Origin of the sequence: Glycomyces sambucus (genome assembly GCF_900102815.1) — a bacterium.
In the GTDB taxonomy this organism is placed as follows: domain Bacteria; phylum Actinomycetota; class Actinomycetes; order Mycobacteriales; family Micromonosporaceae; genus Glycomyces; species Glycomyces sambucus.
Map to the genome: position 1 here is coordinate 250886 of NZ_FNGF01000009.1, position 26839 is coordinate 277724.

At 71.9% G+C, this 26839-nt stretch carries 24 protein-coding genes and 1 pseudogene; 19 read left to right on the plus strand and 6 right to left on the minus strand.

Going from position 1 to position 26839, the window contains the following annotated elements:
* Positions 1-179: 179 nt before the first annotated feature.
* The gene (locus tag BLS99_RS24175; RefSeq protein WP_245712395.1) at positions 180-2111 is read left to right on the plus strand and encodes a DEAD/DEAH box helicase; all 1932 of its coding nucleotides are present in this window, start codon (positions 180-182) and stop codon (positions 2109-2111) included.
* A gap of 134 nt (positions 2112-2245) precedes the next feature.
* The gene (locus BLS99_RS24180) at positions 2246-4072 is read left to right on the plus strand and encodes an Hsp70 family protein (protein ID WP_091054295.1); all 1827 of its coding nucleotides are present in this window, start codon (positions 2246-2248) and stop codon (positions 4070-4072) included.
* 49 nt (positions 4073-4121) lie between these two features.
* Here BLS99_RS24180 and BLS99_RS24185 read toward each other — a convergent pair whose 3' ends face one another.
* The 3 genes from BLS99_RS24185 to BLS99_RS24195 all read right to left on the minus strand — a co-directional run bounded on the left by BLS99_RS24185 (position 4122) and on the right by BLS99_RS24195 (position 6919).
* Positions 4122-4565 (minus strand): DoxX family protein, encoded by a 444-nt coding sequence (locus BLS99_RS24185; RefSeq protein ID WP_091054329.1) that lies wholly within the window; start codon positions 4563-4565, stop codon positions 4122-4124.
* A 290-nt stretch (positions 4566-4855) separates the two neighbouring features.
* Entirely contained in the window at positions 4856-6262 is a 1407-nt protein-coding gene (locus tag BLS99_RS24190) for a M48 family metalloprotease (protein ID WP_091054296.1), read from the minus strand.
* 84 nt (positions 6263-6346) lie between these two features.
* Positions 6347-6919, minus strand: a complete 573-nt coding sequence (locus BLS99_RS24195; protein ID WP_091054297.1) for a TetR/AcrR family transcriptional regulator — start codon at positions 6917-6919, stop codon at positions 6347-6349.
* A 91-nt stretch (positions 6920-7010) separates the two neighbouring features.
* Between BLS99_RS24195 and BLS99_RS24200 the strand changes: the two genes are divergently transcribed.
* The 9 genes and pseudogenes from BLS99_RS24200 (at position 7011) to BLS99_RS24235 (ending at position 15510) form a co-directional block, all read left to right on the plus strand.
* Positions 7011-7214 carry a DUF3046 domain-containing protein gene (locus BLS99_RS24200; protein ID WP_091054298.1) on the plus strand — a complete coding sequence of 68 codons (204 nt, stop codon included), beginning with the start codon at positions 7011-7013 and terminating at the stop codon, positions 7212-7214.
* A gap of 120 nt (positions 7215-7334) precedes the next feature.
* Positions 7335-8393 carry a recombinase RecA gene (recA, locus tag BLS99_RS24205; RefSeq protein WP_091054299.1) on the plus strand — a complete coding sequence of 353 codons (1059 nt, stop codon included), beginning with the start codon at positions 7335-7337 and terminating at the stop codon, positions 8391-8393.
* Positions 8368-8475, plus strand: a pseudogene (locus BLS99_RS27830) (recombination regulator RecX); the annotation flags it as partial. The gene recA and the pseudogene BLS99_RS27830, both read left to right, overlap by 26 nt.
* Positions 8476-8478: 3 nt before the next feature.
* Entirely contained in the window at positions 8479-8904 is a 426-nt protein-coding gene (locus tag BLS99_RS24210) for a regulatory protein RecX (protein WP_245712396.1), read from the plus strand.
* A 581-nt stretch (positions 8905-9485) separates the two neighbouring features.
* A complete protein-coding gene (gene serA / locus BLS99_RS24215) occupies positions 9486-11084 on the plus strand; it encodes a phosphoglycerate dehydrogenase (RefSeq protein WP_091054301.1) in 1599 nt (532 codons plus the stop codon).
* A 194-nt stretch (positions 11085-11278) separates the two neighbouring features.
* On the plus strand, positions 11279-12316 hold the full coding sequence (locus BLS99_RS24220; protein WP_091054302.1) for a 3-isopropylmalate dehydrogenase: 1038 nt from the start codon (positions 11279-11281) through the stop codon (positions 12314-12316).
* Positions 12317-12496: 180 nt separating this feature from the next.
* Positions 12497-13591 carry a branched-chain amino acid aminotransferase gene (locus BLS99_RS24225; RefSeq protein ID WP_091054303.1) on the plus strand — a complete coding sequence of 365 codons (1095 nt, stop codon included), beginning with the start codon at positions 12497-12499 and terminating at the stop codon, positions 13589-13591.
* A gap of 138 nt (positions 13592-13729) precedes the next feature.
* Positions 13730-14323: a hypothetical protein gene (locus BLS99_RS24230; protein ID WP_143034940.1), complete on the plus strand. Its 594-nt coding sequence runs from the start codon at positions 13730-13732 to the stop codon at positions 14321-14323.
* The gene (locus BLS99_RS24235) at positions 14320-15510 is read left to right on the plus strand and encodes a PrsW family intramembrane metalloprotease (RefSeq protein ID WP_091054305.1); all 1191 of its coding nucleotides are present in this window, start codon (positions 14320-14322) and stop codon (positions 15508-15510) included. The genes BLS99_RS24230 and BLS99_RS24235 overlap by 4 nt, the downstream gene beginning before the upstream one ends.
* 19 nt (positions 15511-15529) lie before the next feature.
* Here BLS99_RS24235 and BLS99_RS24240 read toward each other — a convergent pair whose 3' ends face one another.
* Entirely contained in the window at positions 15530-16264 is a 735-nt protein-coding gene (locus BLS99_RS24240) for a hypothetical protein (RefSeq protein WP_091054306.1), read from the minus strand.
* 123 nt (positions 16265-16387) lie between these two features.
* Entirely contained in the window at positions 16388-17440 is a 1053-nt protein-coding gene (locus tag BLS99_RS24245) for a polyprenyl synthetase family protein (RefSeq protein WP_091054307.1), read from the minus strand.
* A 96-nt stretch (positions 17441-17536) separates the two neighbouring features.
* Here BLS99_RS24245 and metF point away from each other — a divergent pair, with 96 nt between their 5' ends.
* The 6 genes from metF (at position 17537) to BLS99_RS24275 (ending at position 24057) form a co-directional block, all read left to right on the plus strand.
* The gene (gene metF / locus BLS99_RS24250) at positions 17537-18442 is read left to right on the plus strand and encodes a methylenetetrahydrofolate reductase [NAD(P)H] (RefSeq protein ID WP_091054308.1); all 906 of its coding nucleotides are present in this window, start codon (positions 17537-17539) and stop codon (positions 18440-18442) included.
* A gap of 197 nt (positions 18443-18639) precedes the next feature.
* Positions 18640-19248, plus strand: coding sequence for a hypothetical protein (locus tag BLS99_RS24255; protein WP_143034941.1), 609 nt, complete (start codon positions 18640-18642; stop codon positions 19246-19248).
* 37 nt (positions 19249-19285) lie between these two features.
* A complete protein-coding gene (locus tag BLS99_RS24260) occupies positions 19286-19666 on the plus strand; it encodes a tetratricopeptide repeat protein (protein WP_091054310.1) in 381 nt (126 codons plus the stop codon).
* Positions 19667-19963: 297 nt separating this feature from the next.
* The gene (locus BLS99_RS24265; protein WP_218126838.1) at positions 19964-20470 is read left to right on the plus strand and encodes an SAV_6107 family HEPN domain-containing protein; all 507 of its coding nucleotides are present in this window, start codon (positions 19964-19966) and stop codon (positions 20468-20470) included.
* A 248-nt stretch (positions 20471-20718) separates the two neighbouring features.
* Entirely contained in the window at positions 20719-22515 is a 1797-nt protein-coding gene (aspS, locus tag BLS99_RS24270; RefSeq protein WP_091054311.1) for an aspartate--tRNA ligase, read from the plus strand.
* A 180-nt stretch (positions 22516-22695) separates the two neighbouring features.
* Complete coding sequence (locus BLS99_RS24275) at positions 22696-24057, plus strand: serine/threonine-protein kinase (RefSeq protein WP_091054312.1); 1362 nt, start codon at positions 22696-22698, stop codon at positions 24055-24057.
* 55 nt (positions 24058-24112) lie between these two features.
* Here the strand turns inward: BLS99_RS24275 and BLS99_RS24280 are convergent, their stop codons facing one another.
* The gene (locus BLS99_RS24280; protein WP_091054313.1) at positions 24113-25168 is read right to left on the minus strand and encodes a PQQ-dependent sugar dehydrogenase; all 1056 of its coding nucleotides are present in this window, start codon (positions 25166-25168) and stop codon (positions 24113-24115) included.
* 197 nt (positions 25169-25365) lie between these two features.
* Between BLS99_RS24280 and BLS99_RS24285 the strand changes: the two genes are divergently transcribed.
* Together BLS99_RS24285 and BLS99_RS24290 are read left to right on the plus strand one after the other, a co-directional pair.
* The gene (locus BLS99_RS24285; protein ID WP_091054314.1) at positions 25366-26226 is read left to right on the plus strand and encodes a hypothetical protein; all 861 of its coding nucleotides are present in this window, start codon (positions 25366-25368) and stop codon (positions 26224-26226) included.
* Between the two features lie 128 nt (positions 26227-26354).
* Positions 26355-26839 (plus strand): AAA family ATPase (locus tag BLS99_RS24290; RefSeq protein ID WP_143034942.1); only part of this gene is annotated, 485 nt, incomplete at its 3' end.

The window sequence follows — 26839 nt, forward strand, 5'->3', positions numbered from 1 at the left end:
CATCACCGTCGGCTCATGGTGAAACCGATATTCCGCGGAACGTGCGTCATTTACGAAGTCGTTCTCGCGGAAGGCGAACCATGACTCTTGACCAAACTGTGCCCGATGCTGCCGTCAGTGAATCCGGCACGGCACTCGAAACCATCGAAACCCCCGCAACCTCCCAGCCCGAGGCCGTCGTGAGCGAGTCCGCTCCGGCCCCCGAGGCCGCCCCGGAAGCGGCCCCGGCCGAGTCCGCGGAGGAGTTCACCGTCGAGGTCGACGAGATCGACGCGGTGCCCGCCGGGCCCTCGTTCGACGAGCTCGGACTCCCGGAGAAGATCACCGCCGCGCTGGCCGAGCAGGGCCTCGTGACGCCCTTCCCGATCCAGGCCGCGACGATCCCCGACGCCATGGCCGGGCGCGACATCCTCGGCCGCGGCCAGACCGGCTCGGGCAAGACCCTGGCCTTCGGCCTGCCGACCCTGGCCCGCCTCGCCGCGGGCGGGCGCACCAAGGCCAAGCGCCCCCGCGCCATCATCCTGACCCCGACCCGCGAGCTGGCCATCCAGGTCGCCGAGTCGCTCCAGACCTTCGGCGACGCCGTCGGCATCGAGATGAAGGTCGTCTGCGGCGGCACCGCGTTCTCGCGCCAGATCGACGCGCTGCGCGCCGGGGTCGACATGCTCGTCGCCACCCCGGGCCGCCTGCGCGACCTGATCCGCCGCGGCGAGTGCTCGCTGGAGGACGTCGAGCTGGCGATCCTCGACGAGGCCGACCAGATGGCCGACATGGGCTTCCTGCCCGAGGTCGAGGAGCTGTTCGACCAGCTGCCCAAGGGCGGCCAGCGGATGCTCTTCTCGGCCACGCTGGAGCAGGAGATCGACGTCCTGGTCCGCAAGTACCTGTCGGAGCCCGTCGTCCACTCGGTCGACCCGCCGGCCGGCTCGGTCACCACCATGACCCACCACCTGCTGCTCATCGGGCCGCGCGACAAGGCCACCATGACGGCCGCCGTCGCCGCCCGCCCGGGCCTGACGATGGTGTTCGTGCGGACCCAGCTCGCCGTCGACCGCATCGCCGAGGAGCTGCGCGAGCAGGGCGTCAACGCCGAGGGCCTCCACGGCGGCATGACCCAGGCCGACCGCTCGAAGGTCCTGGACCGGTTCAAGGAGGGGCGCCTCGACGCGCTCGTCTGCACCGACGTCGCCGCGCGCGGCATCCACGTCGACGGCGTCGACATGGTCCTCCACGTCGACCCGCCGAAGACCCACAAGGACTACCTGCACCGCGCCGGCCGCACCGCGCGCGCCGGGCAGTCCGGCCACGTGGCGACCCTGGTGCTCCCGCACCAGAACCGCACGATGTTCAGCCTCATCGAGCGGGCCGGGGTGGACGCCAAGCGCCACTACGTGAACGACAACTTCGACGCCGAGCTCACCGAGCTCATGGGCGCCCGGAACTTCACCGACCTGCGCGCGGTGTCCTCCGAGCACCAGGCGTCGCGCAACGACGACGAGGTCAAGCGCCTGGAGCGCCAGATCGAGCGCCTGAAGGAGGACGCCGAGGGCCTGCGCGCCGAGGCGACCCGCCTGCGCGAGCAGGCCGAGCGCGAGATCATCGAGGGCCCGTCCAAGCGCCGCGACGACCGCGGCCCGCGCCGCGACCGCGACGGCGGCGACCGCGGCGGCTACCGCGGGAACCGCGAAGGCGGGCGCGGCGGTTACCGGGGCAACCGCGAAGGCGGCGACCGGGGCGGCTACCGCGGGAACCGCGAGGGCGGCGACCGCGGTGGGTACCGGGGCAACCGCGAAGGCGGCGGCTACCAGGGCAACCGCGGCGGCGGCTACGGCGACCGCGACAACCGGGGCGGCGGCTACGGCGACCGGAACCGCGGTGGCTACGGCGACCGCGACGGCGGCCGCGGCGGCTACCAGGGCAACCGTGAAGGCGGCGGCTACCAGGGGAACCGCGGTGGCGGTTACCAGGGCAACCGCGACGGCGGCGGCTACCGCGGCAACCGCGAGGGCGGCTTCCGGGGCGGCGACGACCGCGGCCGCGGGGGCTACGGCGACCGGGACCGCGGCGAGCGCCGCGGCTACGGCGACCGCGAGCGCCGCGACCGCTGGTAGGCACCGGCACTGAGCGACACGAAGGCCGGCGGGGGGACCACCCCCGCCGGCCTTCGGCGTTCCCGTGAGGGAACCGGGATCGGCGGCGGGACAGTACCCTTGTCTCACCGCCTCCTCCCTCCGAAAGGTCCTGAATGGACGCCGCCTCGCGCTCGGCCGCCGCTCTCGGCATCGACTTCGGCACCCACAACACGGCCGCCGCGGTCCTGCGCGCCGACGGGCGGCGGCACCAGATCCTCTTCGACGGGCATCCCCTGCTGCCGTCAGGGATATACCTCGACCACGATGGTTCACTCCTGGTCGGCCGCGACGCCGCCCGGGAGGCCCGCCGCTCCCCCCACCGGTACGAGCGCAACCCCAAGCTCCGCCTCGGATCGCCCTCGATCCTGCTGGGGGACAGGGAAATCCCGATCGGCGACGTGGTCGGGGCGGTCATGCGGCGGGTCCTCGCCGAGTGCACCGCCGTCGCGGGCGCGCCCCGCTCGGTGACGATCACCGTCCCCGCCGCCTGGGGCCCGGCCCGGCGCCAGATCGTCGGCGACGCCGCCCTCGCGGCCGGTTCACCCGTCCCGCTGCTGCTGTCCGAACCGGTGGCGGCCGCCCGCTACTTCGCCGAGGTCCTCGGGCACGACGTCGCCCCGGGGCAGGCCGTGGTGGTCTACGACCTCGGCGCCGGGACGTTCGACGCCGCCGCGGTGGCCGCGACGCCGGACGGCTTCGACGTGCTCGCGGTCGACGGCTCGGACCGCGTGGGCGGCCACTACCTCGACCAGGCCCTGGTCGACTACCTCGGCGGCCGGTTCGCCGGGACCGAGGAGCGCGCGGCGGCCTGGCGCCCCCTCATCGACCCCGACGCCGGAAGCGAGACCCTGCGGGCCCGCTTCGCCCTCTACGACGAGGTGCGCGAGGCCAAGGAGCGCCTGTCGCGCCGCTCGACCACCGAGGTCCTGGTGCCGGGCTTCGCGGCGGACGAACTGCTGACGCGGGCCGAGCTCGAACTCCTCGCCCGGCCGCTCCTGGCGCAGACCGTGGCGATCACGAAGGCCGTCGTCCGCGAGGCGCGGCTCGCTCCCGAGCAGGTCGCGGGCGTCTTCATGGTCGGCGGCGCGAGCCGGATGCCTCTGGCCGCCACGATGCTCCACCAGGAGCTCGGGATCGCGCCGACGATGATCGAGCAGCCCGAACTGGTGGTGTGCGAAGGCGCGGTGGCGGTTCCGGACCGGCCGAGCGCTCCGGCGCCGGTGCTCGGGGCGACGGCGGTCCAGCCGGTCGCTCCATCGGCTGCGGCCGCGGCGCCGATGTTCCCCGGCGCCCGGGTCTCCGCGGTGCCCGCGCCATCCCCGCAGCCGACCGCGGTCCTGCCGCTCGCACCGCAGCGGCCCCGCCGGGGCCTGCCGATGGCGCTGCTCGCCCTCGCCATGGTCCTCGCCGGAACCGTGATCGGCGGCGGCGCATGGTGGTTGAGCTCCCTCGACGGCCAGGCCGCGGAGGAGAACCCGAGCGGATCGGTGTCTTCGACGGCAGAGTCGACGGCGGAGTCCGCCGCGTCGTCCGAGGAACCGGCCCCGCAGTCCTCGAACAGCCCCGAGCCGGACCCGACCTCCGAGGCGCCGAAGGCGATCACGGGCACCGTCTACTGGGACTGCCCGCAGTCGCGCACGTACTGCCGCGACCAGGGCGGGGAGCCGGGCATCCGCGCCGCGGCCGACGACGTGACCGCGATCGGCTACGCCGCGGTCGGCACCGAGTTCACGCTGGTCTGCTACGACACGGCCGAGCTCATCACCCCGCGCGGCGACGAGGGCGAGGAGGGCTACTGGGACTACCACCCGGGCAAGGACGCCTCCGATGTCATGGTCGAGGTCGAGATGGGCGGCGGCGAGACCGGGTTCATCCCGTTCGTGTGGCTGGTGATCGACCCGGCCGACGTCAACTCGCTGGGCGGCCTGGAAGCGTGCTGACGAGGGCGAGGCCCGGGCGGGCGGCGGCGGTGCCGCCCGCCCGGACGCGTCACGCCGCCGCGGGCGCCGGTTCGGCGGTCTGCGGCACCCCCTTCTTGTTGAGCCACAGGCTGTCGAGCGCGAGCAGCCCGCCGCCGGAGAACCCGATGGCGATCGAGGCGGCGGCGAGCACGAGCACGTACTCGTAGCCGCCGTCCCTGGAGAAGAACCCGCCGTCGAGGTGCACGAAGTACATCGCGCCGAGCATGACGCCGGCGAGGGCGAGCCCCACCAGCGGTAGGAGCGCTCCCACAATAAGCAGCGCGCCGCCGACGAGCTCCGAGAGGACCGTGAAGTAAGCGGACAGCGTGGGTGCCGGGATGCCCATGCTCTCCATGCCCTGCGCGGTCGCGTCGATGCCCTGGTTCCACTTCTGCCAGCCGTGGGCGATGAAGACGATGCCGAGCACCACCCGCCCGATCAGCAGTCCGAACGGTTGGAGTCTTGCGATCATGTTGCCTCCCATAGAGGTTGCCGCCCATGTCAGGCCGTCGCGGGATCCGGACGGCGGTCGGCGCGACCCGGGCGGGCATAGTTGATTTTTCAACTAACCCAGGGAGCATATCAACAAATATCTAGGTATGTAAATATTACACGTCTTCAGAAGACTGCGTCGATTTGCGCGCTCCATCCCAAGCAGCGGAAGAGAGCGGCAGGAGTACCCTGCCGCCCCCGGCCGACCGCGCTACTCCCGCCGCGTCCTCGGCGACGAGCTCGAACGGCCTGCCGATGTCGTCCCTCCGGTCACCCCTCGGCGACCGCACGGTGCAGGTCCACGCCGCGATCGGCCAGCGCCTTGCGGACCGCGTCCGGGTCGGGCTCAGCCGCGAAGAGCGGCGCGATGAGCTCCTTCGGTTCGAACGGCCGACCGTCCGCGCCGACGAGTCCGGTCCCCTCGCCCCATCTGACCTCGTACTTCATCTCCTGCGAGCGCATCGCCGCCATCGCCACGATCGAGGCGAGGCCGCCGGCAGGGAAGCCCCGCCGGTCGAGTGCGAGGAACAGCTCGTCGCGCCTTCCGGTCTCGATCTCGCCGAGCAGCGCGTCGAGGCTCGCCCGCGAGGAACCGAGCAGTCGGCCCATCGCCCGGTAGGCGAGGGTCGCGCGGTTGCGGTGCATGCGGAGCTCCAGGCGTTCGGCCGCCTCCTCCCAGGTGCCGCGGACGGTGCCGGGCACCGACCACATGGCGTCGACCGCGGCCGCGATCGCCGCGGCGTCCGCGAAGACGCCGATGGCCGGGGCCTCGTCGCCGGGTCGGAGGTCCCCGGGGACGTCGACCACGGCCGCGACCCGGCGCGCCAGCGGCGGATGGGTGGCGTTCCACGCGCGCGCGGCCGTCAGGGGTTCGGCGCGCAGGGCCGCCCGCCGCTCGTGCACGCTGTCGAGGTACTGCACGAAGCCTCCGACGATGTCGAAGGGCAGCAGCCCCGCGTCGATGGCCGGGAGCAGATGCGTCCGGTCGAACTCGGGACCCAGGCGGTCGAGCACCTGCGCCTCGGCGAGCGTCGACCAGGTGTTCGCGCCGCCCGCGAACCGCGCCGCGGCCTGGTCGCCCACGAGCACCCGCGCCGCCGTGATCCGCGAACTCACCGCGAAGCACAGTGCGGCGTAAGGCCACAGCGCCAGATTGAGCGGGTTCAGGGCGTACTTGGCGAACACGGTCTGCAAGTAGAGGTGCCAGGACCAGACCTGGCCCTCGATCGACGCCGACGACGAGGCGGAACCTGCCAGGTGGCTGCCGAGGAACGCCCGGAACTGCCCGAGCGTGCGCGGCGTGACGACCTGGAGTCCGATCAGGAGGGTGTAGTGCGTGCGGCCGTCCCGCTTCTCGTGCTGCGAGTAGACCGTGGAGAGGTGGTCGACGAGGAGTACGTCGGGAACGGCGCCGCCCACCGCGGCGGCGGTCTCCTCGATCAGCGCCCACAGTGCCGGGGCCTGCTCGCGGTCCACCGGCTCGCCCCGCAGGGGAGCCCAGACGGCGCGGACCGCATCGAGCAGCGGGGCCAGGAGGGTCACGGCGACGAGCGCGCCCGCGGCCAGGCCGATCCAGAGGGGGTAGTCGCTCGCGAGCGCGACGACGAGCGCGCCGAACAGTGCGGCTGACAGGAGCGCCCAGGGCACGAAGCCCCATTGCAGTGCCAGGCAGAGCACGCATGCGAGTTTCGAGGCGGTTCGGGGCGCGAGGGATCGGTGTGATGGAGAGGGGCTCACGCCGGAATCGTAGACGAGCGGTCCTCAGTGGCGGCGGACCGCCTCTTCCACGAGTTTGAGGATGCGCGTGATGTCGAGGTCGTCGCGGCCGGTGGCGAGGTAGCGGACGAGGCCGTCGTACATGAGCTGGAGGAACCCGGCGAGGACGTCGATGTCGACGTCGGTGCGCAGCACGCCGATCTCGCGCTGGTGCTCCAGGCGCTCGCGGCTGGCCTCGGCGATCGCCTCCCGCCGCCTGCCCCACGCCTCGGCGAACTCGGGGTCGGTGCGCAGGCGCCGCGCCACCTCGAGCTGGGTGCCGAGCCAGCCGGAGATCTCGGGCTTGTCGGCCCCGGCCGTCAGGTCCTGCATGACCCCGACCAGGCCCCGCTCGGCCACGGTCGCGGCCATCTCGGCCGCGTCGACCGAGGCGACGGCGAGGAACAGGGCGTCCTTGTCGCGGAAGTGGTGGAAGATCGCGCCGCGGGAGAGCCCGGTGGCCTCCTCCAGCCGCCGGACCGTCGCGCCCTCGTAGCCGAACTTGGCGAAGCACGAGCGGGCGCCGTCCAGGATCTGCTGGCGGCGCGAGTCGAGGTGTTCTTGGCTGACGCGAGGCACCCGGCAATCTTGCCACCTGGGATTGGCCGCGGGCCACGGTGTCGCCTACCGTTGTCCCCATGGACAGGCGCGGACGGCGGGGGAGCGGCGCATGAAGCTCAGTGACTTCTGGGACCGGATGGAAGAGACCTTCGGCGCCGGCTACGCGAAGTCGGTCGCGGCCGACCTCACGCTGGGGCAGCTCGGGGGGCGGACGATCGACCAGGCGCTCGCCGACGGCGAGAACGCGAAGGCCGTGTGGATGGCGGTGTGCCGGGCGTGGCCCGAGCGGGTCCCGGCGCGGCTCGTGCGGTAACCGGCGGTTCCCTCGTCTTGCGAGATGCGCCCTGTTCGAACAAGCCGTTGACCTACGTTGTCGGTGGGTGCGGCTACCGTATTCGACATGGCTAAGCAGACAGGATCCAAGGGAGGCGGGATGAATTCCGCTCAGGACAAGGCCAAGGCGCTCGATCTCGCGCTGGCCCAGATCGACAAGCAGTTCGGCAAGGGCTCGGTCATGCGGCTGGGCGAGAAGCCGAAGCAGAATGTCAAGACCATCTCGACCGGATCCATCGCGCTCGACGTGGCCCTCGGGGTCGGCGGCCTGCCGCAGGGCCGCATCATCGAGATCTACGGCCCGGAGTCGAGCGGTAAGACCACGATCGCGCTCCACGCGATGGCGAACGTGCAGGCCGAGGGCGGTGTGGCGGCGATGATCGACGCCGAGCACGCGCTCGACCCGATCTACGCCGAGAAGCTGGGCGTGAACGTCGACGACCTCCTGGTCAGCCAGCCCGACACCGGCGAGCAGGCCCTGGAGATCGCCGACATGCTGGTCCGCTCCGGCGCGGTCGACCTCATCGTCATCGACTCGGTGGCGGCGCTCGTGCCGCGCGCCGAGATCGAGGGCGAGATGGGCGACTCGCACGTGGGCCTCCAGGCCCGGCTCATGAGCCAGGCGCTGCGCAAGATCACCGGCGGCCTGAACACCACCGGCACCACGATGATCTTCATCAACCAGCTCCGCGAGAAGATCGGCGTCATGTTCGGCTCGCCCGAGACCACCGCCGGGGGTAAAGCGCTCAAGTTCTACGCCTCGGTGCGGCTCGACATCCGCCGGATCGAGACGCTGAAGGACGGCGGCGAGGCCGTCGGCAACCGCACCCGCGTCAAGGTCGTCAAGAACAAGGTCGGCTCGCCGTTCCGCCAGGCCGAGTTCGACATCCTGTACGGCATCGGCGTGTCCAAGGAGGGCTCGCTCATCGACATGGGCGTCGAGCACGGCATCGTCAAGAAGTCGGGCGCCTGGTACACGTACGAGGGCGACCAGCTCGGACAGGGCAAGGAGAAGGCCCGGGCGAACCTCAAGGAGAACCCGGACCTGGCCCTGGAGATCGAGAAGCGGATCAAGGAGAAGCTCGGCGTCGACGCGGCCGCCGCGGACGCCCCTGCCACGATCGAGGACGAGATTGCAGAAGCCCCGGTCGACTTCTAAGCCGAACGACCCGGAAGCGGCCCGGCAGTACTGTCTCGATCTGCTGTCGGGCCGGCCCCGGACGCGTACCGAACTCGGGGACGCGATGCGCCGCAAGGGCTTCGAGGAGCACATCGTCACCGAGATCCTGGAGCGCTACGCCGAGGTCGGGCTCATCGACGACGCGGTCTTCGCCCGCGCGTGGGTCGAGTCCCGCCACCGCTCGCGCGGCCTCTCGAAGCGCTCGCTCGTCGGCGAGCTGCGCCGCAAGGGCGTGGACCCGGACTTCATCGACGCCGCCGTCGAGCAGGTCAGCGACGAGGACGAGCGCGAGGCGGCCCTGGAGCTGGCCCGCCGCCGCTACCGCTCGCTGGCGGGCCAGAGCGACGATGCGGTGCTGCGCAAGCTCGTGGGGATGCTCGCCCGCAAGGGCTACAACTCCGGCATCGCGATCCCCGTGGTCAAGCAGGTCCTGGCCGAGGCCGAGAGCGACGCCGCCGAGCTCCTGGACGAGAACGCGCACTTCGAGTAGCGAGCACGGTTGGACCGCGGTCTGCGGGAGCGATCGCTGCGACCGATCCGCGTGAGCGGCGGCAGCAGACGAGCCAGGCGGGCCGACACCGGCGGTGCCTGGGGTGCCCGCGAGGCGGGCGGCGCTGAGCGCCCCCCGATTCGAGTGTGGCGCGGGGGTCCGACAGTGTCGGACCCGGCGGGCACTGTTGCAGCCGGGGGCGGGTCCGGATCGAGGAGTCCTCGTGTTCACTTGCGCCCCCGTTTTCAACTGTCACTCGGGGGTGTGACACCACGGTGCGGCGGGGCGCGAGTTGCGCCACGGGTCCGAGGCTGGTCCGAGGCTGCTGCGAGACGGGTACGACGCGGTGCGGCGGGGCGCGAAGTGCGGCACGGGTCCGAGACCGGTGCGAGACGGGTACGACACCGGAGCGCGGCGGACATGGCACCGGAGTGACCTGTGGGGTTGGCGGGGTCGGGGTGTTCCATCATCCGGAACGCGGCAGGTCGGTAAGGAGTCGTTAACGCGATCGACATACGATGGCCGCGACGACGCAGCGCCGCGCCCGGTCCTCCGTTGCTCCTTACCTTTGCGAGGTACCCATGACCGAACCGAAACCCGTGGTGGTCATCGCCGACCAGCTCGCCCCCGCCGCGATCGAGGTCCTCTCCGGCGACTTCGACGTCCGGGAGATCGACGGTACGAACGTGGACTCGCTCCACGCCGCACTGGTCGAGGCCGACGCCGTGATCGTCCGCTCCGCCACCACGATCGACGCCGCCGCGCTCGAACACGCGCCCAAGCTCAAGGTCGTCGCCCGCGCGGGCGTGGGCCTCGACAACGTCGACCTGCCCGCCGCCACCGAGCGCGGCGTCATGGTCGTCAACGCGCCGACCTCGAACATCGTGTCCGCCGCCGAGCAGGCCATCACGCTGCTGCTCGCCAGCGCCCGCCACATCGCGCGAGCCGACGCGTCGCTGCGCGCCGGCCGCTGGGACCGCAAGAAGTTCACCGGCGTCGAGATCCAGGGCAAGACCCTCGGCGTGGTCGGCTTCGGCAAGATCGGGCAGCTCGTCACCACCCGCATGCAGTCCTTCGACATGGACGTCGTCGCCTACGACCCGTACGCCCAGCCCGCGCTCGCCGCGAAGCTCGGCGTCCGCCTGGTCGACCTCGACACGCTCCTGTCGGTCGCGGACTTCATCACCATCCACCTCCCGAAGACCCCCGAGACCGTGGGGATCATCGGCGAGGACGCCCTGACCAAGGTCAAGCCCGGTGTGCGGATCGTCAACGCCGCGCGCGGCGGCCTCATCGACGAGGACGCGCTCGCCGCGGCGCTCCAGGACGGCCGCGTCGCCGCCGCGGGCCTCGACGTGTTCGTCAAGGAGCCCTGCACCGACTCGCCGCTGTTCGCGCTCGACAACGTCGTCGCCGCGCCGCACCTGGGCGCCTCCACCCGCGAGGCCCAGGACAACGCGGGCCTGGCGGTCGCCAAGAGCGTCAAGCTCGCCCTCTCGGGCGAGTTCGTGCCCGACGCCGCGAACGTGCAGGCCGGCGGGGTCGTCCACGAGGACGTCCGCCCGCTGCTGACGCTCGCCGAGCGCCTGGGCCGCACCTTCAACGCGCTGGCCGGCTCGGCCGTCCAGTCCGTCACCGTCGAGGTCCGTGGCGACGTGGTCGCCCACGACGTCTCGGTGCTCCAGCTCGCGGCCTCCAAGGGCCTGTTCGTGGACGTGGCCGACTCGGTCACCTACGTGAACGCGCCGCTCGTGGCCGAGCAGCGCGGGGTCGAGGTCGGGCTGTACACCTCGCCGGAGTCGCCGGAGTACCAGACGCTCCTGACGCTGCGCGGCGCCATGGTCGACGGCCGGGGCCTCCAGGTCTCGGGCACGATCAGCTCCGGCCCGCACGGCGGCCCGCGGCTGACCGACATCGACGGGTTCGAGCTCGACATCGACCTGGACGGGTCGCTGCTGTTCCTGCGCTACACCGACCGCCCCGGCGTCGTCGGCCTCATCGGCGGCGCGATCGGCGACCTGAACATCAACATCGCCGCGATGCAGGTGGCCCGCAAGGCCGCCGGGGGCGAGGCCGTCATGGCGATGGCCCTCGACGCGCCGGTGCCCGCCGAGGTGCTCGACCACGTGAAGGACTCGGTCGGCGCCACCGGTGCGAAGGGCGTCACGCTCAAGGACTGACCTCGCGGGCAGGGGTTCCCGGAAGGCGTTCCATCTGCTGAGAGCCGTTCGTCGGAATGCGGGACGGGTGCGTTATGGTGAACGCACCCGCCCCGCATTCCCCGTCTCCGGGCTCCATTCCGGAGGGATCCGGTCGTGCAGTCGGACGGGTCCGAGTGCGCGGAGCGGGACGCAACCGAAACCAGAGAGGCACCATGAGCAGGATCGCGGTCATCGCAGGCGACGGCATCGGGCAAGAGGTCATCGCCGAGGCGCAGAAGGTGCTCGCCGTGGCCCTCCCCGGCTACGAGTACACCGAGTACGACCTCGGTGCGCGCCTGTACAACCGCACCGGCGAGGTCCTCCCCGACAGCGTCCTGTCCGAACTGGACGAGCACGACGCGATCCTCCTGGGCGCCATCGGCGACCCGAGCGTCCCGCCGGGGGTCCTCGAGCGCGGCCTGCTGCTCAAGCTCCGCTTCGAGTTCGACCAGTACGTGAACCTGCGCCCGAGCCGCCTGTACCCGGGCGCGTCCTCGCCGCTGGCCGACGTCAAGCCCGGCGACATCGACTTCGTGGTCGTCCGCGAGGGCACCGAGGGCCTGTACACCGGCGCCGGCGGCAACCTCCACACCGGCTCTCCTGCAGAGATCGCCACCGAGGAGTCCCTGAACACCCGTTACGGCACCGAGCGGGTCGTGCGCGACGCGTTCGAGCGCGCCCGCCGCCGCCGCGGCCACCTCACGCTCGTCCACAAGACGAACGTGCTCGTGCACGCCGGCGGCCTGTGGAAGCGGACCTTCGACGACGTGGCCGCCGAGTACCAGGACGTGACCACCGAGTACCAGCATGTGGACGCGGCGGCGATGTTCCTGGTGAACCGCCCGCACACGTTCGACGTCATCGTCACCGACAACCTCTTCGGGGACATCCTCACCGACATCGCCGCGGCCGTCACCGGCGGCATCGGCCTGGCGGCGACGGGTTCGATCAACCCCGACCACACGCACCCGTCGACGTTCGAGCCCGTGCACGGCTCGGCCCCGGACATCGCCGGGCAGGGGATCGCCGACCCGGTCGCCGCGATCTCCTCCACCGCGCTCCTGCTGGAGCACCTCGGCCGCGCCGACGCCGCCGTGGCCGTCAACGCCGCCGTCGAGCGCGAGCTCGCCTCCCGCGACGGCGCGACCCCGATCCGCACCGGCGAGGTGGGCGACCGAGTAGCCGCCGACGTCGCCGGACAGCTCAGCTAGACCCAAGCAACAGCTTCAGCGCCCGGCGGGCCCGCGCTCAACCAAGCGCCTCGCCGGGCGTTTCTCCATGTCGCGACCCTGGTCCGAGCCTGCCGCCCGACCACCTGAACGAGCGGTAAGTTAGTCGTCAGGACCAGTGACGCCAAGTACACACGACCTTGTGAATCCGAAGGACAGATCATGACCACCGACGGTCTTCCCGACCTCCGGCGCGAGCCGCACCCGAACCCGACCCCGGACGCCGAGCGCGAGCGCATCCTCGCCGACCCCGTCTTCGGCACCGTGTTCACCGACCACATGTTCCAGATGACCTGGACCGAGGGCCGGGGCTGGCACGACGCCGCCCTCAAGCCCTACGGCCCCCTCACCGTCTCCCCGGCCGCCGCGGTCCTGCACTACGCCCAGGAGATCTTCGAGGGCCTCAAGGCGTACCGCCACGAGGACGGGAGCATCGGCCTGTTCCGCGCCGAGGCGAACGCGCACCGCCTCAACATCTCGGCGACCCGCATGGCCATGCCCCACCTCCCCGAGGAGTGGTTCCTCGCCTCGATCCGCGAGCTCCTTGCCGTCGACGGCGACTGGGTCCCCAGCCAGGACGAGGCCACGCTCTACCTGCGCCCGTACATGATCGCCTCCGAGGCGTTCCTCGGCGTGCGGCCCGCGAAGGAGTACACGTACCTCCTCATCGCCTCCCCGGCCGCCGCCTACTTCAAGGGCGGGCCCAAGCCCCTGACGCTGTGGGTGTCCGACGAGTACAACCGGGCCGGCCCGGGCGGCACCGGCGCGGCCAAGGCCGGCGGGAACTACGCCGCGAGCCTCCTGCCGCAGTCCGAGGCCATCGAGCACGGCTGCGACCAGGTGATCTTCCTCGACGCCGTGGAGTACAAGTACGTCGACGAACTCGGCGGCATGAACCTGTTCTTCGTCTACGAGAACGAGCGGGTCCTGTACACCCCCGAGCTCGGCACCATCCTCGCCGGGATCACCCGCGACGCCATCATCACGCTCGCCACCGAGGCCGGCTGGGAGGTCCGCGAGTCCCGCTACGCGCTCGACCGCTGGCGCACCGACGCCGAGTCCGGGCAGCTCACCGAGGCGTTCGCGTGCGGCACGGCCGCCGTCATCACCCCGGTCGGCACCGTCAAGGGCCGCGACGGCGCCTTCACCATCGGCGGCGGCGAGGCCGGCAAGTTCACCATGCAGCTGCGCCAGACGCTCCTCGACCTCCAGTACGGCCGCACCGAGGACGACCACGGCTGGATCACCAAGGTCTGACCGGGCCGAACACCACCGCGCGGGCCCCGCGGCCGCCCACCCGGCACCGGCCCGCGTCCCGGCCGAAAACCGGACAGACAGCGGTCCCCTTCCCGTACCTTTGAACCACGTGTGTCAGGGGCTCGGGGAGGGGACGCGTTGGCTGAGGTCACCATTCGGCTGAACCGGCTGGGGCTGGAGCACGGCCGCATGTGGCAGGCCGTCCTCGCGGCCGTCGCCATCGCGCTGCCGGTCGCGGTGTGGCTCGGACTCGAACGCGCCCTTGGTGACTCGGTCCAGAACATCGGTGAGGGCGACACCCTCTTCCTCCAGTCCTACCCCGTCGCCGGCGCCGGCCTCGAATACGAGCTCCCCGGCAGCGGCTGGACCAGCCCCGGCGTCCACTTCGCCGACCAGCGCCAGAACTTCGTGCTCGACCACCTGACGGCCTCCGTCGAGGTCGACTCCGGCGTCGACAGCCTCGAACGCCTCCTCGACCGCCGCGTCCAGACCGTCATCGCCCAGAACGGCTACGTGTACAACAACGTCCGCCCCTACGAGCACGCCGGGGCCGGACTCGCCGGCTACCGCGCCGACATCATCGGCATCGACAGCGCCGGCTCGATCACCGTGGTCGGCAACGACAAGGGCGCCGCCGCGATCCTCGTCCTCATCGCCCCCGGCGCCGACCCCGGCGCGAAGGACCTCGACCCCGACCCGTACGTCGCCACGTTCACGCTGGAGGGCAAGTGACCGTCCGCACCGAGCGCATCGTCGTCGAGAGCCAGGGCGCGTTCATCCGCATCCGCCGCCCCGCCTACTGGCTGTTCGTCGCCTGCCTCGTCTACGGCCTGCTCGAACTCGGCCGCGTCTTCTCACCCGACTACGGCGACATCGCGACCGCCCTGTGGGCCTCCATCGCGGTCAACGCCGTGCTCGCGGTCGTGTTCCTCCAGATCCTCTCCCGCCTGGACCTCTTCGAGCGCGAACCTCCCACGGTTCGTGCCGCCGCGATGGCCTGGGGCGGCATCGTCGCCGTCGCGCTCTCCATGCTCGCCAACAACGCCGCGCTCGTGGTCCTCGCCGAACTCGCCGACGCCAAATGGGCCCGCACGTGGGGGCCCGCGATCATCGGCCCGGTCAACGAGGAGTGGCTCAAGGCCCTCGGGGTCGTCATGCTCGTCCTCATCGTCCGCGAGCACTTCGACCGCTCCATCGACGGCCTCATCTACGGCGCGCTCGTGGGCCTGGGCTTCCAGATCGTCGAGAACCTCACGTACGCGGTGAACTTCGCGGCCCTGAACCCCAACTCCGACATGGCCGGGGCCCTCACCGTCACGTTCACGCGCGTGCTCGTCGCCGGCCCGTTCTCGCACCCGCTCTACACCGGCGCGGCCGGGCTCGGCATCGCGTTCTTCGTGACCCAGACCCGCCGCCGCCTCGGCACCCGCCTCGGGGTCATGATCGGCCTGTTCGCGCTGGCCCTGGGCATGCACGGCCTGTGGAACCTGCCGATGCCCGACGCGTTCCCGGCCGGGCTGCGCATCCCGCTCACCTACGGCAAGGGCCTCATCATCCTGGGCCTGTTCATCGTCCTGTACCGCTTCGCGGCCCGCGCCGAGTGGCGCTGGTTCGTCACCACCATGTCCGACGAGGACGAAGCGGTCATCACCACCGACGACCTCACCGAGATGCGCTCGCTGCGCTCGCGGCGCCGGGCCCGCAAGCGGGCCGAGAAGCGCTGGGGCAAGGACGCCTCGGCGCTCCTGCGCCAGCTCCAGCGCGAACTCGTCAACCTCGCCACGCTCGTCGCCCGCGACCAGCGCCGCGGCGAGGACCGGCCCGACAGCCCCGACGTGGCGGCCGTCAAGCGCAACATCACCGCGATCAGGACCGAGCTCGACCAGAAGAAGGGCGCCGCGAGCGCGAAGAAGTCCTGAGCGGCCCTGGGCCAATGACCTAGCCGCCGACCGGGCCCTTGCGCGGCACCGGCGGGAACGCCGTCCGCGGCGCCTGCTGGGCCTGGCCGCTCGCCGACTCGCTCGGAGCCTCCGTCGCGGACTCGGCGGCCGACTCGGTCGGGGCCTCCGTGGGCGCCTCGGTCGGCGCCGCCGTCGCGGACACCGACTCGCTCGCGGTCGGCTCCTCGGTCGGGGCGTCCGTGGTCGGCTCCTGCGTGGGCTCCTCGGTGGTCGGCTGCTCCGTGGGCTCCCCGGTCGGCTCCTCCGTGGCCGGCGGGTCGGTCGGGCTCTCCTCCTCGGTCGGCACGGCCGTGTCGTCGCCGCCGCCGATCGGCACCAGGTCCGGGTCGCGCCCGTTGCCCGTGCCGGCGCCGGTCCCGCGGTCCTGCGAGGCCGTCCCGGCGGGCGGCCCGTCCGCCTCGGGCTCGGCGCCGTCGCCGCCGCGCGGGGCCTCCGGCGAGGCCGTCTCGCCCGCCTCGGCGTCCTGCCCGGTCGTGTCCGCGCCCAGGCCGAACCAGCCCTCGATGATGTCCGCGTCGTCGCCCCCGCCCATCCCGGGCAGGCCCGGGACCGGCTCGCCGCGCACCAGCGCGCCCGTGACCATCACCCCGCCCGCGACCGTCGCGACCGCGATCACCCCGATCCGCCGGAACCGCTTCGAGCGGCGCAGGTCGTATCCGAGCGAGCGCACCGCACCCGAGGTCTCGCGCCTGATGGCACCGAAGATTCCCACCTGTCCCCACCGTCCGTTCGTGATCCGTCACCGGGACTAACGAGGGAGGCGGGACCGGGTTACCGACAGGTCACCCGTGCGGGGGTCATGCGAAGACCCGAATCCTTTCGGGTCGCCCGCGCCTCAGAAGTCCCGCTTGACGGCCTTCACCAGCAGACCCGCGAAGACCTCCAGGGCCGCCGGGTCCACGTCCGCGCGCGACGCCTCCAGCGCCGCCCCGGCCTCGGCCGCCAGCGCCTCGATCCGCTGCTCGGTGTCGGCCAGCGCCCCGGTGTCCATGAGGACCGCCCGCAGCCGCGCCACGCCCTCGGCGTCCAGGCCCGGGTCGCCCAGGCTCGCGTCCAGGGCCGCGGCCTGGGCCGCGTCGGCCGCCGCGGAGGCCCGCGCGACCAGGAACGTGTGCTTGCCCTCGCGCAGGTCGTCCCCGGCGGGCTTGCCGGTCTGCGCCGGGTCGCCGAACACGCCGAGCACGTCGTCGCGGAGCTGGAACGCCTCGCCCAGCGGCAGCCCGATCGCCGAGTAGTGCCCGCGCACCCGCTCGTCCGCGCCCGCCAGCGACGCGCCGATGAGCAGCGGCCGCTCGATCGTGTACTTCGCGGACTTGTACCGGGCCACCTTCGCGGCGGTCGCCTCCGAGACGTCCCGGCGCACCTCGGACAGGACGTCCAGGTACTGCCCGGCGCTCACCTCGGTCCGCATCAAGTCGAAGTCGCCCCGGGCCGCGGCGACCTTCGCGAACGGCATCCCGGCCGCGCAGAACAGCTCGTCCGACCAGGCCAGGCACAGGTCCCCGAGGAGGATCGCGGCCGCGGCCCCGAACTCGCCGGGCCGCCCCGACCAGCCCTCGGACTCGTGCAGGGACGCGAACCGCCGGTGCACCGCGGGCGCGCCGCGCCGCGTGTCCGAGCCGTCGATGAGGTCGTCGTGCATGAGCGCCGACGCCTGGAGCAGCTCCAGCGACGACACGCACGCGACCAGCTCGTCCGAGTCCTCCAGCCCCGCCCCGCGCGCGCCCCAGTACGCGAACGCCGGGCGCAGGCGCTTGCCGCCGCCGAGCACGAAGTCGCGCACCGCGTCGGCGTAGGCGCCGAGCCGTTCGTCGATGCCGCAGAGGACCGCGGCCTGCCGGTCCAGGAAGGCCGCCAGGGCCGCGTCGACGCGCTCGTTGAGCTCCACGCCCCGAACGCTAGACGAGCTGCGGCGCGTCCCACCTGTTGGGTGTCCTCGAGTGCAGGTCAGCACACGTGTACCAGGACGGTTACCGTTGAGCGCATGACACTCGGGACGCCCAGCGTGATGCCGGTCAAGGCCGCCAAGATCGGCGACCTCCTGCGCACCGGCGAGCCCAAGTTCTCCTTCGAGCTGTTCCCCCCGCGCGACGAGCGGGCCGACGGCGTCCTGTGGCGGACCATCCGCGACCTGGAGCGCCTCGGGGCCGACTACGTCTCCGTCACCTACGGCGCGGGCGGCTCGACCAGGCAGAAGACCGTCGAGACCACCAACCTCGTCAACGCCGAGACCACGCTGCTCACCATGGCCCACTGCACCGCCGTGGACCACTCCGTGGCCGAGCTGCGCAACCTCATCGGCCACTTCGCGAACGTCGGCGTGCGCAACATCCTCGCCGTGCGCGGCGACCCGCCCGGGAACCCCCGCGCCGAGTGGGTGCAGCACCCCGAGGGCATCCTCCACGCCCGCGAGCTCGTCGAGCTCATCAAGGAGTCCGGGGACTTCAGCGTCGGCGTCGCCGCGTTCCCCGACGGCCACCCGCGCGACGTCGACTGGGACACCGGGGTGCGCTACTTCGTGGAGAAGTGCCGCGCCGGCGCCGACTTCGCGATCACGCAGATCTTCTACGGCGTCGAGGACTACTTGCGCCTGCGCGACGCCGCCGCGAAGGCCGGATGCGACCTGCCGATCGTCCCCGGCATCATGCCGATCACCAACATCAGGCAGATCGAGCGGTTCGCGGTCCTCACCGGCATGGACTTCCCGTCCGCGCTGGCCGACCGCCTCCACGCCGTCGGCGACGACCGGGACGCGATCCGCGACATCGGCGTGGAGGTCGCCACCGACATCGGCTCGCGGCTCCTCGCCGAGGGCGCCCCCGGGCTGCACTTCACCACCCTGAACCACTCGCGCTCGACGCGCCGCGTCTGGCAGAACCTGCGCCCGTAGGGAACCGGGACCGCGGGCCCGACCGCCAGGCACCTGACTGCGCCACCGGACCGTGCCACCAAACCGCGCCGCCATACCGTGCCGCCAGACCGTGCCACCTGCCCGAGGGATTGCGGTCACCCCGGCAACACGTAGAGTCCTCTACTATGTCCGATGCTGCGAATTCACGCGTGATGCCGTCTGCTACAACAGGACCCATGCGCACCCGAGTGCCCGCCGACTCCCTCGTAGGCCGGGTCATCCTCTCCACGCGGTTCAAGCCCGGCGCTGTCGTCGGCGTCGGCCTCGCCGCCAGCCTCTTCGTGCCCTTCTGCGTCCTCGCCGGCGGGCCGGTCGTCCTCGTCTCCCTGCCGCTCATCGCGGTCACGGCGATGTGCGACGCCTCCTACACCCTCCTCGCCGCCCGCTCCACCAGCCTCTCCCGGCGCCTCCTGGTCCTCGAACCCCTCGCCGCCCGCCTCGCCGAGGCCTCCTGGCTCCTCGCCCTGTGGTTCCTCGGCGCCCCCGGCTGGGCCGTCGCCGTCACCGGCGCCCTGTGCTGGATGTACGTCCTCACCCGCCTGCGCGCCCGCCAAGTGGGCCTCAACGACCTCGGCATGGTCACCCTCGGCGAGCGATCGGTCCGCGAGGTCGTCGTCGCCGTCGGCTTCGGGGCCTGCGGCGTCATCGCCGTCGCGGGCGGCGGCCAGTACGCCGCCTGGTCCGAGGGCGTCGTCACCATCACCATCACCGCCTGGATGCTCATGGCCGCCCTCGGCCTGCTCCAGCTCGTCATCGTGGTCGCCGCCGCCCTGCGCAACGACTGACCGGAATACGCCCGGGCCCGGCGCTGTTGAGGGCGGCATGCGCTACGACGACATCACCGACGACCAGATCGCCGCCTTCATCGACTCCGACGCCCGCGGGCGCCAGGTCCCCGAGGAGACCCAGCGCCTGCGCGACGCCGAGGAGATGCTCGCCGCCAAGGACCCGCACGCGGCTCTGAAGTTCCTGGAGCCGCTGCTGCGCGACCACCCCGACCACCCGGACGTCATGCTCATGGCCGCGCGCGCCTACTTCAAGTCCGCGCAGCTCAACAAGGCGCTGGCGCTCACCGAGAAGATCGTCGAGGACAACCCGGCGGACTTCTACGCCCGCCTGCTCCTGGGCCGGACGCTCCAGCGCCTGGGCCGCCACGACGAGGCCCGCGGGCACCTGCGCCTGGTCGACGAGGTCACCGAGTAGCCGCCCCCACGGGCGGCGAAGCGCGGCCGCCCGTGCAGGTGCGTTCGAACACCGCATGAAGCGGAAGCGAAGGGGAAGGGTCGCGAGCCTCCGGGCTCGCGGCCCTTTCCCATTGCTGCGCAAGGATTCCGCTGTCGGATGGGCGACACTCCGTAGTGAATCGCTGATCGTGCGCGAAGTTGGGGGTTGGAAATGTCGTACCCCTGTGGTTCCATGTTTCTCGAACGCAAGTTCGAACAGGTTAAGGAGGCCACCATGGCTGCTTCCCGACCCGGAGCCACCCGATCGACTTCGAGCGTGTCGACTTCAACCGCGCCATCTTCAACCCTGTCGACCGCCGGAACCGGCTCGCCCCGACTCGTGCAGGCCGGCACCGTCTCGAACTCACGGCTGCGCATCCCCGCCGACCAGCTGCCCAACCGCTCACCGCTGCAACTGCTCGCCACCGCCCGCGCCGACCTCGACGACGCCGCCGAGCGCGTGCGCCCCGGCGAGCGCTACGCCGAGGCCCACATGGCCGCCCTCAGAGTCGCCGTCGCCGTCCTCGCGGTGCGCGCCGGCGACGCCACCGGCAGGCGCCGCCCCGGCCGCCCGTCGAGCACCTGGGAGCTCCTGCGCAACGTCGCGCCGGAACTGGAGGAGTGGGCCTCCCACTTCGCCCGCACCGCCCGCAAGCGGGTGCTCGCCCAAGCGGGCATCCCCGACATCGTCACGGTGGAGGAGGCGGACTCCATCGTCGCCGACGCCCGCCGCTTCCTCGACGTGGTCGTCAGACTGCTCGGATTCAGCGCGCTCGCGCGCTGAACTCCGGGCGGTCGCGGCGAGACGGACCCTCCGTCCTCCCGCCCGGACGGGCCCGCTGACGGCCCGCTCCGCCGGGTGACCCCCGCCGTGCCTCGCGATACGCGCGCGCTTTCGCAACCCCCGCGGTTATACGATTGTCGCCAGCCCCGCCGACCGGCCACCGGTCGCCGGCGCGGCGCCGTGACAGATCGCCCCAGGCCCGCCTTCGGACGCGGTCCGGGTCTCCACAGCCAGGGAGTTTTGAACCCGTGTATCGGACACACCTCGCCGGCACGCTGAGTGCCGCTGACGTCGACCAGCAAGTCACCCTCGCCGGATGGGTGGCGCGTCGCCGCGATCACGGTGGGGTGGAGTTCGTGGACCTGCGCGACGCCTCGGGCGTCGTCCAGGTCGTCTTCCGCGACTCGGAGGCCGCCGAACTGGCCCAGCGCCTGCGCAACGAGTTCTGCGTCTCCGTCACCGGCACCGTCGCGCGCCGCCCCGACGGCAACGAGAACCCCGACCTGCCGACCGGCGAGATCGAGATCAACGCGACCGCGCTCCAGGTCCTCTCCGAGGCCGCGCCGCTGCCGTTCCAGATCGACGACCACGTGGACGTCTCCGAGGACGTGCGACTGCGCCACCGCTACCTCGACCTGCGCCGCACCGGCCCCAGCCACGCGATCCGCCTGCGCTCCAAGGCCAACCACATCGCGCGCAACCTCCTCGCCGAGGACGGCTACGTCGAGATCGAGACCCCCACCCTCACCCGCTCGACCCCCGAGGGCGCCCGCGACTTCCTCGTGCCCGTGCGCCTCCAGCCCGGCACCTGGTACGCCCTGCCGCAGTCCCCGCAGCTGTTCAAGCAGCTCCTCATGGTCGGCGGCTTCGAGAAGTACTTCCAGATCGCGCGCTGCTACCGCGACGAGGACTTCCGCGCCGACCGCCAGCCCGAGTTCACCCAGCTCGACATCGAGGCGTCCTTCGTCGACCAGGACGACATCATCGACCTCGGCGAGCGCATCGTCGCCGCCCTCTGGTCCGAGCTCGCCGGCCACGAGGTCCCGCTGCCGATCCCGCGCCTCCAGTGGCACGACGCCATGGACCGCTACGGCTCCGACAAGCCCGACCTGCGCTTCGGCCAGGAGCTCGTCGAACTCACCGACTACCTGCGCGGCACCGAGTTCCGCGTCTTCGCCGGCGCCATCGAGGCCGGCGGCTACGTCGGCGCGGTCGTCATGCCCGGCGGCGCCGGCCAGACCCGCAAGGAGCTCGACGGCTGGCAGGACTGGGCCAAGGCCCGCGGCGCCAAGGGCCTCGCCTACATCACCTTCAACGCCGAGACCGGCGAACCGAAGGGCCCCGTCGCCAAGAACCTCTCCGAAGACCACCTCGCCGGGCTCGCCGACGCCGTCGGCGCCAAGGCCGGCGACGCCGTGTTCTTCGCCGCCGGCACCGACCGCCGCGGGGCCCAGGAGCTCCTCGGCGCCGCCCGCCTCGAAGTCGGTCGGCGCACCGGCCTCATCGACCCCGAGGCGTGGGCGTTCTGCTGGGTCGTCGACGCCCCCATGTTCGAGCCCACCGACGACGGCGGCTGGACCGCGATCCACCACCCCTTCACCTCGCCCAACCCCGAGTGGGTCGACAAGTTCGAGACCGACCCGGCGAACGCGCTCACCTACGCGTACGACATCGTCCTCAACGGCAACGAGCTCGGCGGCGGGTCCATCCGTATCCACGACGCCAAGGTCCAGAGCCGCGTCTTCGACGTGCTCGGCCTCACCCACGAGGACGCCCAGGAGAAGTTCGGCTTCCTCCTCGACGGCCTCAAGTACGGCGCCCCGCCCCACGGCGGCATCGCCCTCGGCTGGGACCGCGTCTGCATGCTCCTGTCCGGGACCGACTCGATCCGCGACGTCATCGCGTTCCCGAAGGCCGGCGGCGGCGTCGACCCGCTGACCTCGGCCCCGACGCCGATCACGCCCGAGCAGCGCGCCGAGGCCGGCATCGACTACGTTCCGGAGCCGGAAGAGGAGGAAGCGGGTACCGACCCCGTTGCCTCTTAGCCCTACGATGTCGTAGTGCGCGGCCCGAGCCGACGGCTCGGGCCGCACTCGTTCCCGGCGTGCCGGGCCGCCCCTCAGCGTCATCCGATTTGGCAGGAGTCCTTGAGAAGTGGCCGCGGCCCGGTGACGGCTGATATATGTAACATCCGGCCGATGCAGGAGTAAGAGGAGCGGTTCGACGTGCAGAGCGGGACCTCGGTGGCGGGGCGCTACCGATTGGACGAACGGCTGGCCGCGGGCGGCATGGGGGAGGTCTGGAAGGGCACCGACACCCGGCTCGGACGCACCGTGGCCATCAAGATCTTGCACGCCGGACTCTCCAACAGCGACAAGTTCCGCGCCCGCTTCCAGCTCGAGGCCCGCGCCGTCGCCGCCCTCCAGTCGCCCGGCATCGTCGCCCTCTACGACTACGGCGAGGAGACCACCGACGAGGACGGCCTGGTCTCCTACCTGGTCATGGAACTCGTGCGCGGCCGCTCCCTCGCCGAGATCCTCAAGGACCGCGGCACGCTCCCGCCCGCCGAGGTCATGCAGTTCGTCGCCGCCGCGGCCGACGCCCTGGAGACCGCGCACCGCCACGACATCATCCACCGCGACATCAAGCCCGCCAACCTCCTCGTCGACGAGGAGACCGGCGCCGCCAAGATCGTCGACTTCGGCATCTCTGCCGCCCGCGGCGCCTCCGGCCTCACCGAGACCGGCACCGTCATGGGCACCCTCGCCTACGCCTCGCCCGAGCAGCTCAACGGCGCCGAGCTGACCGGCGCCAGCGACCTCTACTCCCTCGGCATCGTCGCCTACGAGGCCCTCATGGGCCGCCCGCCGTTCGTCTCCGACACGCCCGTCGCGGTCATGAACGGCCACATGACGCAGGCCCCGCCGCCGCTCTCCCGCGACATCCCGCCCGGGGTCGCCCAGGTCGTGCTCCAGTCCCTCCAGAAGGACCCCAAGGCCCGCTACGCCTCCGCCGCCGACATGGCCCGCTCCGCCCGCGAGGGACGCGTCATCACCGGCAGCATCCCCGTCGCCGGAGGGACTCCGCCCGACGGCGACCAGACCCAGTACTTCGGCTCCGACCAGACCGCCCTCATCGGCGGCATGGCCGCGGGCGCGGGCGGCGACACCGCCGCCCAGCCCACCAGCCAGCTCGGCCAGCCGGAGGACAAGAAGCGCACCGGCCTGTGGTTCATCGTCATCGGGGTCATCCTGGCGCTGGCCCTCATCGGCGGCCTCATCTGGTGGATCAACGCCAACAACGACGCCGGCCAGATCGAGGACGGCGACTCGCCGACCCCCTCGGCCTCGGTCAGCGAGTCCGAGGAGCCGACCTCCGAGGAACCCTCCACCGAGGACGAGACCGACGACGACTACGACCGCACCTCCGACGAGGAGACCTCGGAGCAGCCCACCTCCGAGGAGCCGAGCTCCGAGGACCCCACTTCCGAGGAGCCGACCACGGAGGAGCCCACCTCCGAGGAGCCGACCACCGAGGAACCCACCACTGAGGAGCCGACCACCGAGGCCGGCACCGACGGCGTCTGAACCGACGACAGCGGCCCGCGGATGCGATCCGCGGGCCGCTGTCGCATATTCACCTTCAGATCGGCCGGTAGCGCACCACCTTGTCGGTGCCGTTGCCGTTCGAGGTGGTCACCCACAGGTAGCCGTCCGGTCCGAGTTCGACCGTGCGGATGCGGCCCAGCGTCGAGACGAGCTCCGCGACCGGTTCGCCCGCTTCGCCGTCCGCGACCGGGACCGTCCACAGGCGCTGGCCGCGCAGCGCCGCGACGTACGCGGTGCCGTCCACGACCTCGGCCCCCGAAGGCGACGCCTCCGCGGTGGTCCAGGTGGCGATCGGGTCGACGAACTCCGGGCCCCCGCCGGTGCCCTCGACCTCGGGCCAGCCGTAGTTGCCGCCCGCCACACCGAAGTTCAGCTCGTCCCAGGTGTTCTGGCCGAGTTCGGAGAAGTACATGTCACCGTCCTCGTCCCACGACAGGCCCTGCACGTTGCGGTTGCCCCACGTGTAGACCGGCGAGCCCGCGAACGGGTTGTCCTCGGGCACACTGCCGTCCGGGTTCACGCGCAGGATCTTCCCGCCGAGGCTGTCGAGGTCCTGGGCGTTCGCGGTGTCGTTCGCGTCGCCGGTGGTGATGTACAGCTTGCCGTCCGGCCCGAACGCCAGGCGGCCGCCGTTGTGGTTGAGCGCCGAGGGGATGCCGGTGACGATCGGCTGGGGATCGAAGGTGTCGAGCGTGAACCGCATGACCCGGTTGTCCTCCTCTGTGGACAGGTACGCGTACACCCAGCCGTCCGTGGCGAACGTGGGGGAGACGGCCAGGCCCAGGAGCCCGCGCTCGTCGAACGAGCCGGTGCCCCCGGCGACCTCCAGGGTCCCCAGGACCGCGGGGTCGGCGTCGGTGCCGATGCGCAGCACGTCGCCTGAATTGCGTTCGGCGACGAGCCCCGAGATCCCGTCGGGGAGGAACGCGAGCCCCCACGGGATCGTGAGGCCGGTGGCGACGGTGTCGCCGTTCGCGAAGTCGAACCCCGGTGTCTGCGCCGGGTCCTCCTGCGCGGAGGCGGTCGTGGCCCCCGCGGCGAGGGCGAGCCCCGCCAGGGCCGCGCCGATGGCGGGCAGTCTGCGTCGCATGGATGCTCCTTGTCTCTCGTGGTGCCGGTACGGGAAGCGGAGAAATCATGATATAGATGTATTTCAATGGAATTGCCATCGTAGACTCGGTTCGCCCGCTGTGTCCAGGTCTCGCCGTCGCTGTACCCCACCGCGTTGAAGGCGTCGCTTAAGCTCGGACCAGGAACGCGGAATCCCCAGACCCCAGGAGCACACCCATGCGCACCCGAACCTCCGTACGCCTCGCCGGCGTCGCCGCCGTGGCCGCCTTCGGCCTCGGCCTGGCGGCCTGCGGCGACGGCGAGAACGACACCGCCGGCGGCGGCACCGGCGACGGCGGCGACAACGCCGTCGCGCTGAGCCCGCAGGAGGCCGTCGCGGCCGCCTTCCAGGGCCTCTCCGACGACTCCTACAAGATGGAGTCGACCATGACCCTCGACGGCGCCGAGTTCGTCACCATGACCACCGTCGTGGACGGCGACAACGCCCAGTCCACCGGCGACATCCTCATGAGCGCCATGGCCGGCGCCTCCGGCGAGGAGATGGAGCCCGGCCTCGCCGAGCTCTTCGGCGACATGCACACCGAGACGATCCTGGTCGGCGAGACCGCCTACATCCAGATCACCGGCGGCATGTTCGACGGCCTCACCGAGGAGTACGGCGAGGACGTCTGGTTCACCGCCGACGTGACCGAGGGCGACATGGCCGAGGTCTACTCCCAGTTCGGCGGCATGGACCTCGCCTCCCAGACCGAGAACATGCTCGCCAGCCTGGAGAACGTGGAGGAGACCGGCGACAACACCTACACCGGCACCCTCGCCGCCGACTCCGAGGCCCTGAGCGCCTTCACCGAGGGCGCGACCGCCGCCGACACGGCCGCCCTGGAGTCCATCGAAGTCACCGTGGCGCTGGACGACGACGGCCTGCTCGAGACCATGTCGATGACCCTCCCCGAGACCGAGGGCATGACCATGGTGATGACCAGCGAGGTCGTCGAGATCGGCGGCTCGTACGACATCACCGCCCCCGCTTCGGAGAACCTCGTCCCGTTCGAGGAGTTCATGGGCTCAGGTCTCTAGTCCGCCGCTGATCCGTATGCGACAGGCCGCCGCACCGACCGGTGCGGCGGCCTTCGGTGTGCGCGGGCCCGGCGGCGTCCCCTCGCTTCTGCGTCCGGCTCCGGCGGATGCCTTACGCTGAAGGCGAGATGGACGCACCTGGCCTGTTCGAAATCGCCCAGCCGCCCGATCCGCAGCACGCGCGCGGGAGCGGCATCCTCGGCACCGGCGCGGCCACCGGCGACGAGCCGCTGGCCGTGCGCATGCGCCCCCGCACCCTCGACGAGCTCGTGGGGCAGGACCACCTCCTCGGCGCCGGCTCCCCGCTGCGCCAGGTCGTGGAGGGCCGCCAGCCGCTCTCGGTGATCCTGTGGGGCCCGCCCGGGTCCGGCAAGACCACCATCGCGCACCTCGTCGCCCAGTCCGGCGACCGGCGATTCCGCGCCATGTCGGCCCTGAACTCCGGCGTCAAGGACGTGCGCGCCGCGATCGACGAGGCCCGCCGCGTGCGCCGCACCGGCGGCCCGCAGACGATCCTGTTCATCGACGAGGTCCACCGCTTCACCAAGACCCAGCAGGACTCCCTGCTCGGCGCCGTCGAGGACCGCACCATCACGCTCCTGGCCGCCACCAC

Bases quoted from the DNA above. Each gene is read 5' to 3' on its own strand.
- BLS99_RS24200 (WP_091054298.1), top strand. From the start codon at position 7,011: ATGAAGCTCAGTGACTTCTGGGACCGGATGGAAGAGACCTTCGGCGCC.
- BLS99_RS24255 (WP_143034941.1), top strand. From the start codon at position 18,640: ATGCGCACCCGAGTGCCCGCCGACTCCCTCGTAGGCCGGGTCATCCTC.
- recA (WP_091054299.1), top strand. From the start codon at position 7,335: ATGAATTCCGCTCAGGACAAGGCCAAGGCGCTCGATCTCGCGCTGGCC.
- BLS99_RS24285 (WP_091054314.1), top strand. From the start codon at position 25,366: ATGCGCACCCGAACCTCCGTACGCCTCGCCGGCGTCGCCGCCGTGGCC.
- BLS99_RS24180 (WP_091054295.1), top strand. From the start codon at position 2,246: ATGGACGCCGCCTCGCGCTCGGCCGCCGCTCTCGGCATCGACTTCGGC.
- serA (WP_091054301.1), top strand. From the start codon at position 9,486: ATGACCGAACCGAAACCCGTGGTGGTCATCGCCGACCAGCTCGCCCCC.
- BLS99_RS24210 (WP_245712396.1), top strand. From the start codon at position 8,479: ATGCGCCGCAAGGGCTTCGAGGAGCACATCGTCACCGAGATCCTGGAG.
- metF (WP_091054308.1), top strand. From the start codon at position 17,537: ATGACACTCGGGACGCCCAGCGTGATGCCGGTCAAGGCCGCCAAGATC.
- BLS99_RS24280 (WP_091054313.1), bottom strand. From the start codon at position 25,168: ATGCGACGCAGACTGCCCGCCATCGGCGCGGCCCTGGCGGGGCTCGCC.
- BLS99_RS24225 (WP_091054303.1), top strand. From the start codon at position 12,497: ATGACCACCGACGGTCTTCCCGACCTCCGGCGCGAGCCGCACCCGAAC.
- BLS99_RS24260 (WP_091054310.1), top strand. From the start codon at position 19,286: ATGCGCTACGACGACATCACCGACGACCAGATCGCCGCCTTCATCGAC.
- BLS99_RS24220 (WP_091054302.1), top strand. From the start codon at position 11,279: ATGAGCAGGATCGCGGTCATCGCAGGCGACGGCATCGGGCAAGAGGTC.
- BLS99_RS24185 (WP_091054329.1), bottom strand. From the start codon at position 4,565: ATGATCGCAAGACTCCAACCGTTCGGACTGCTGATCGGGCGGGTGGTG.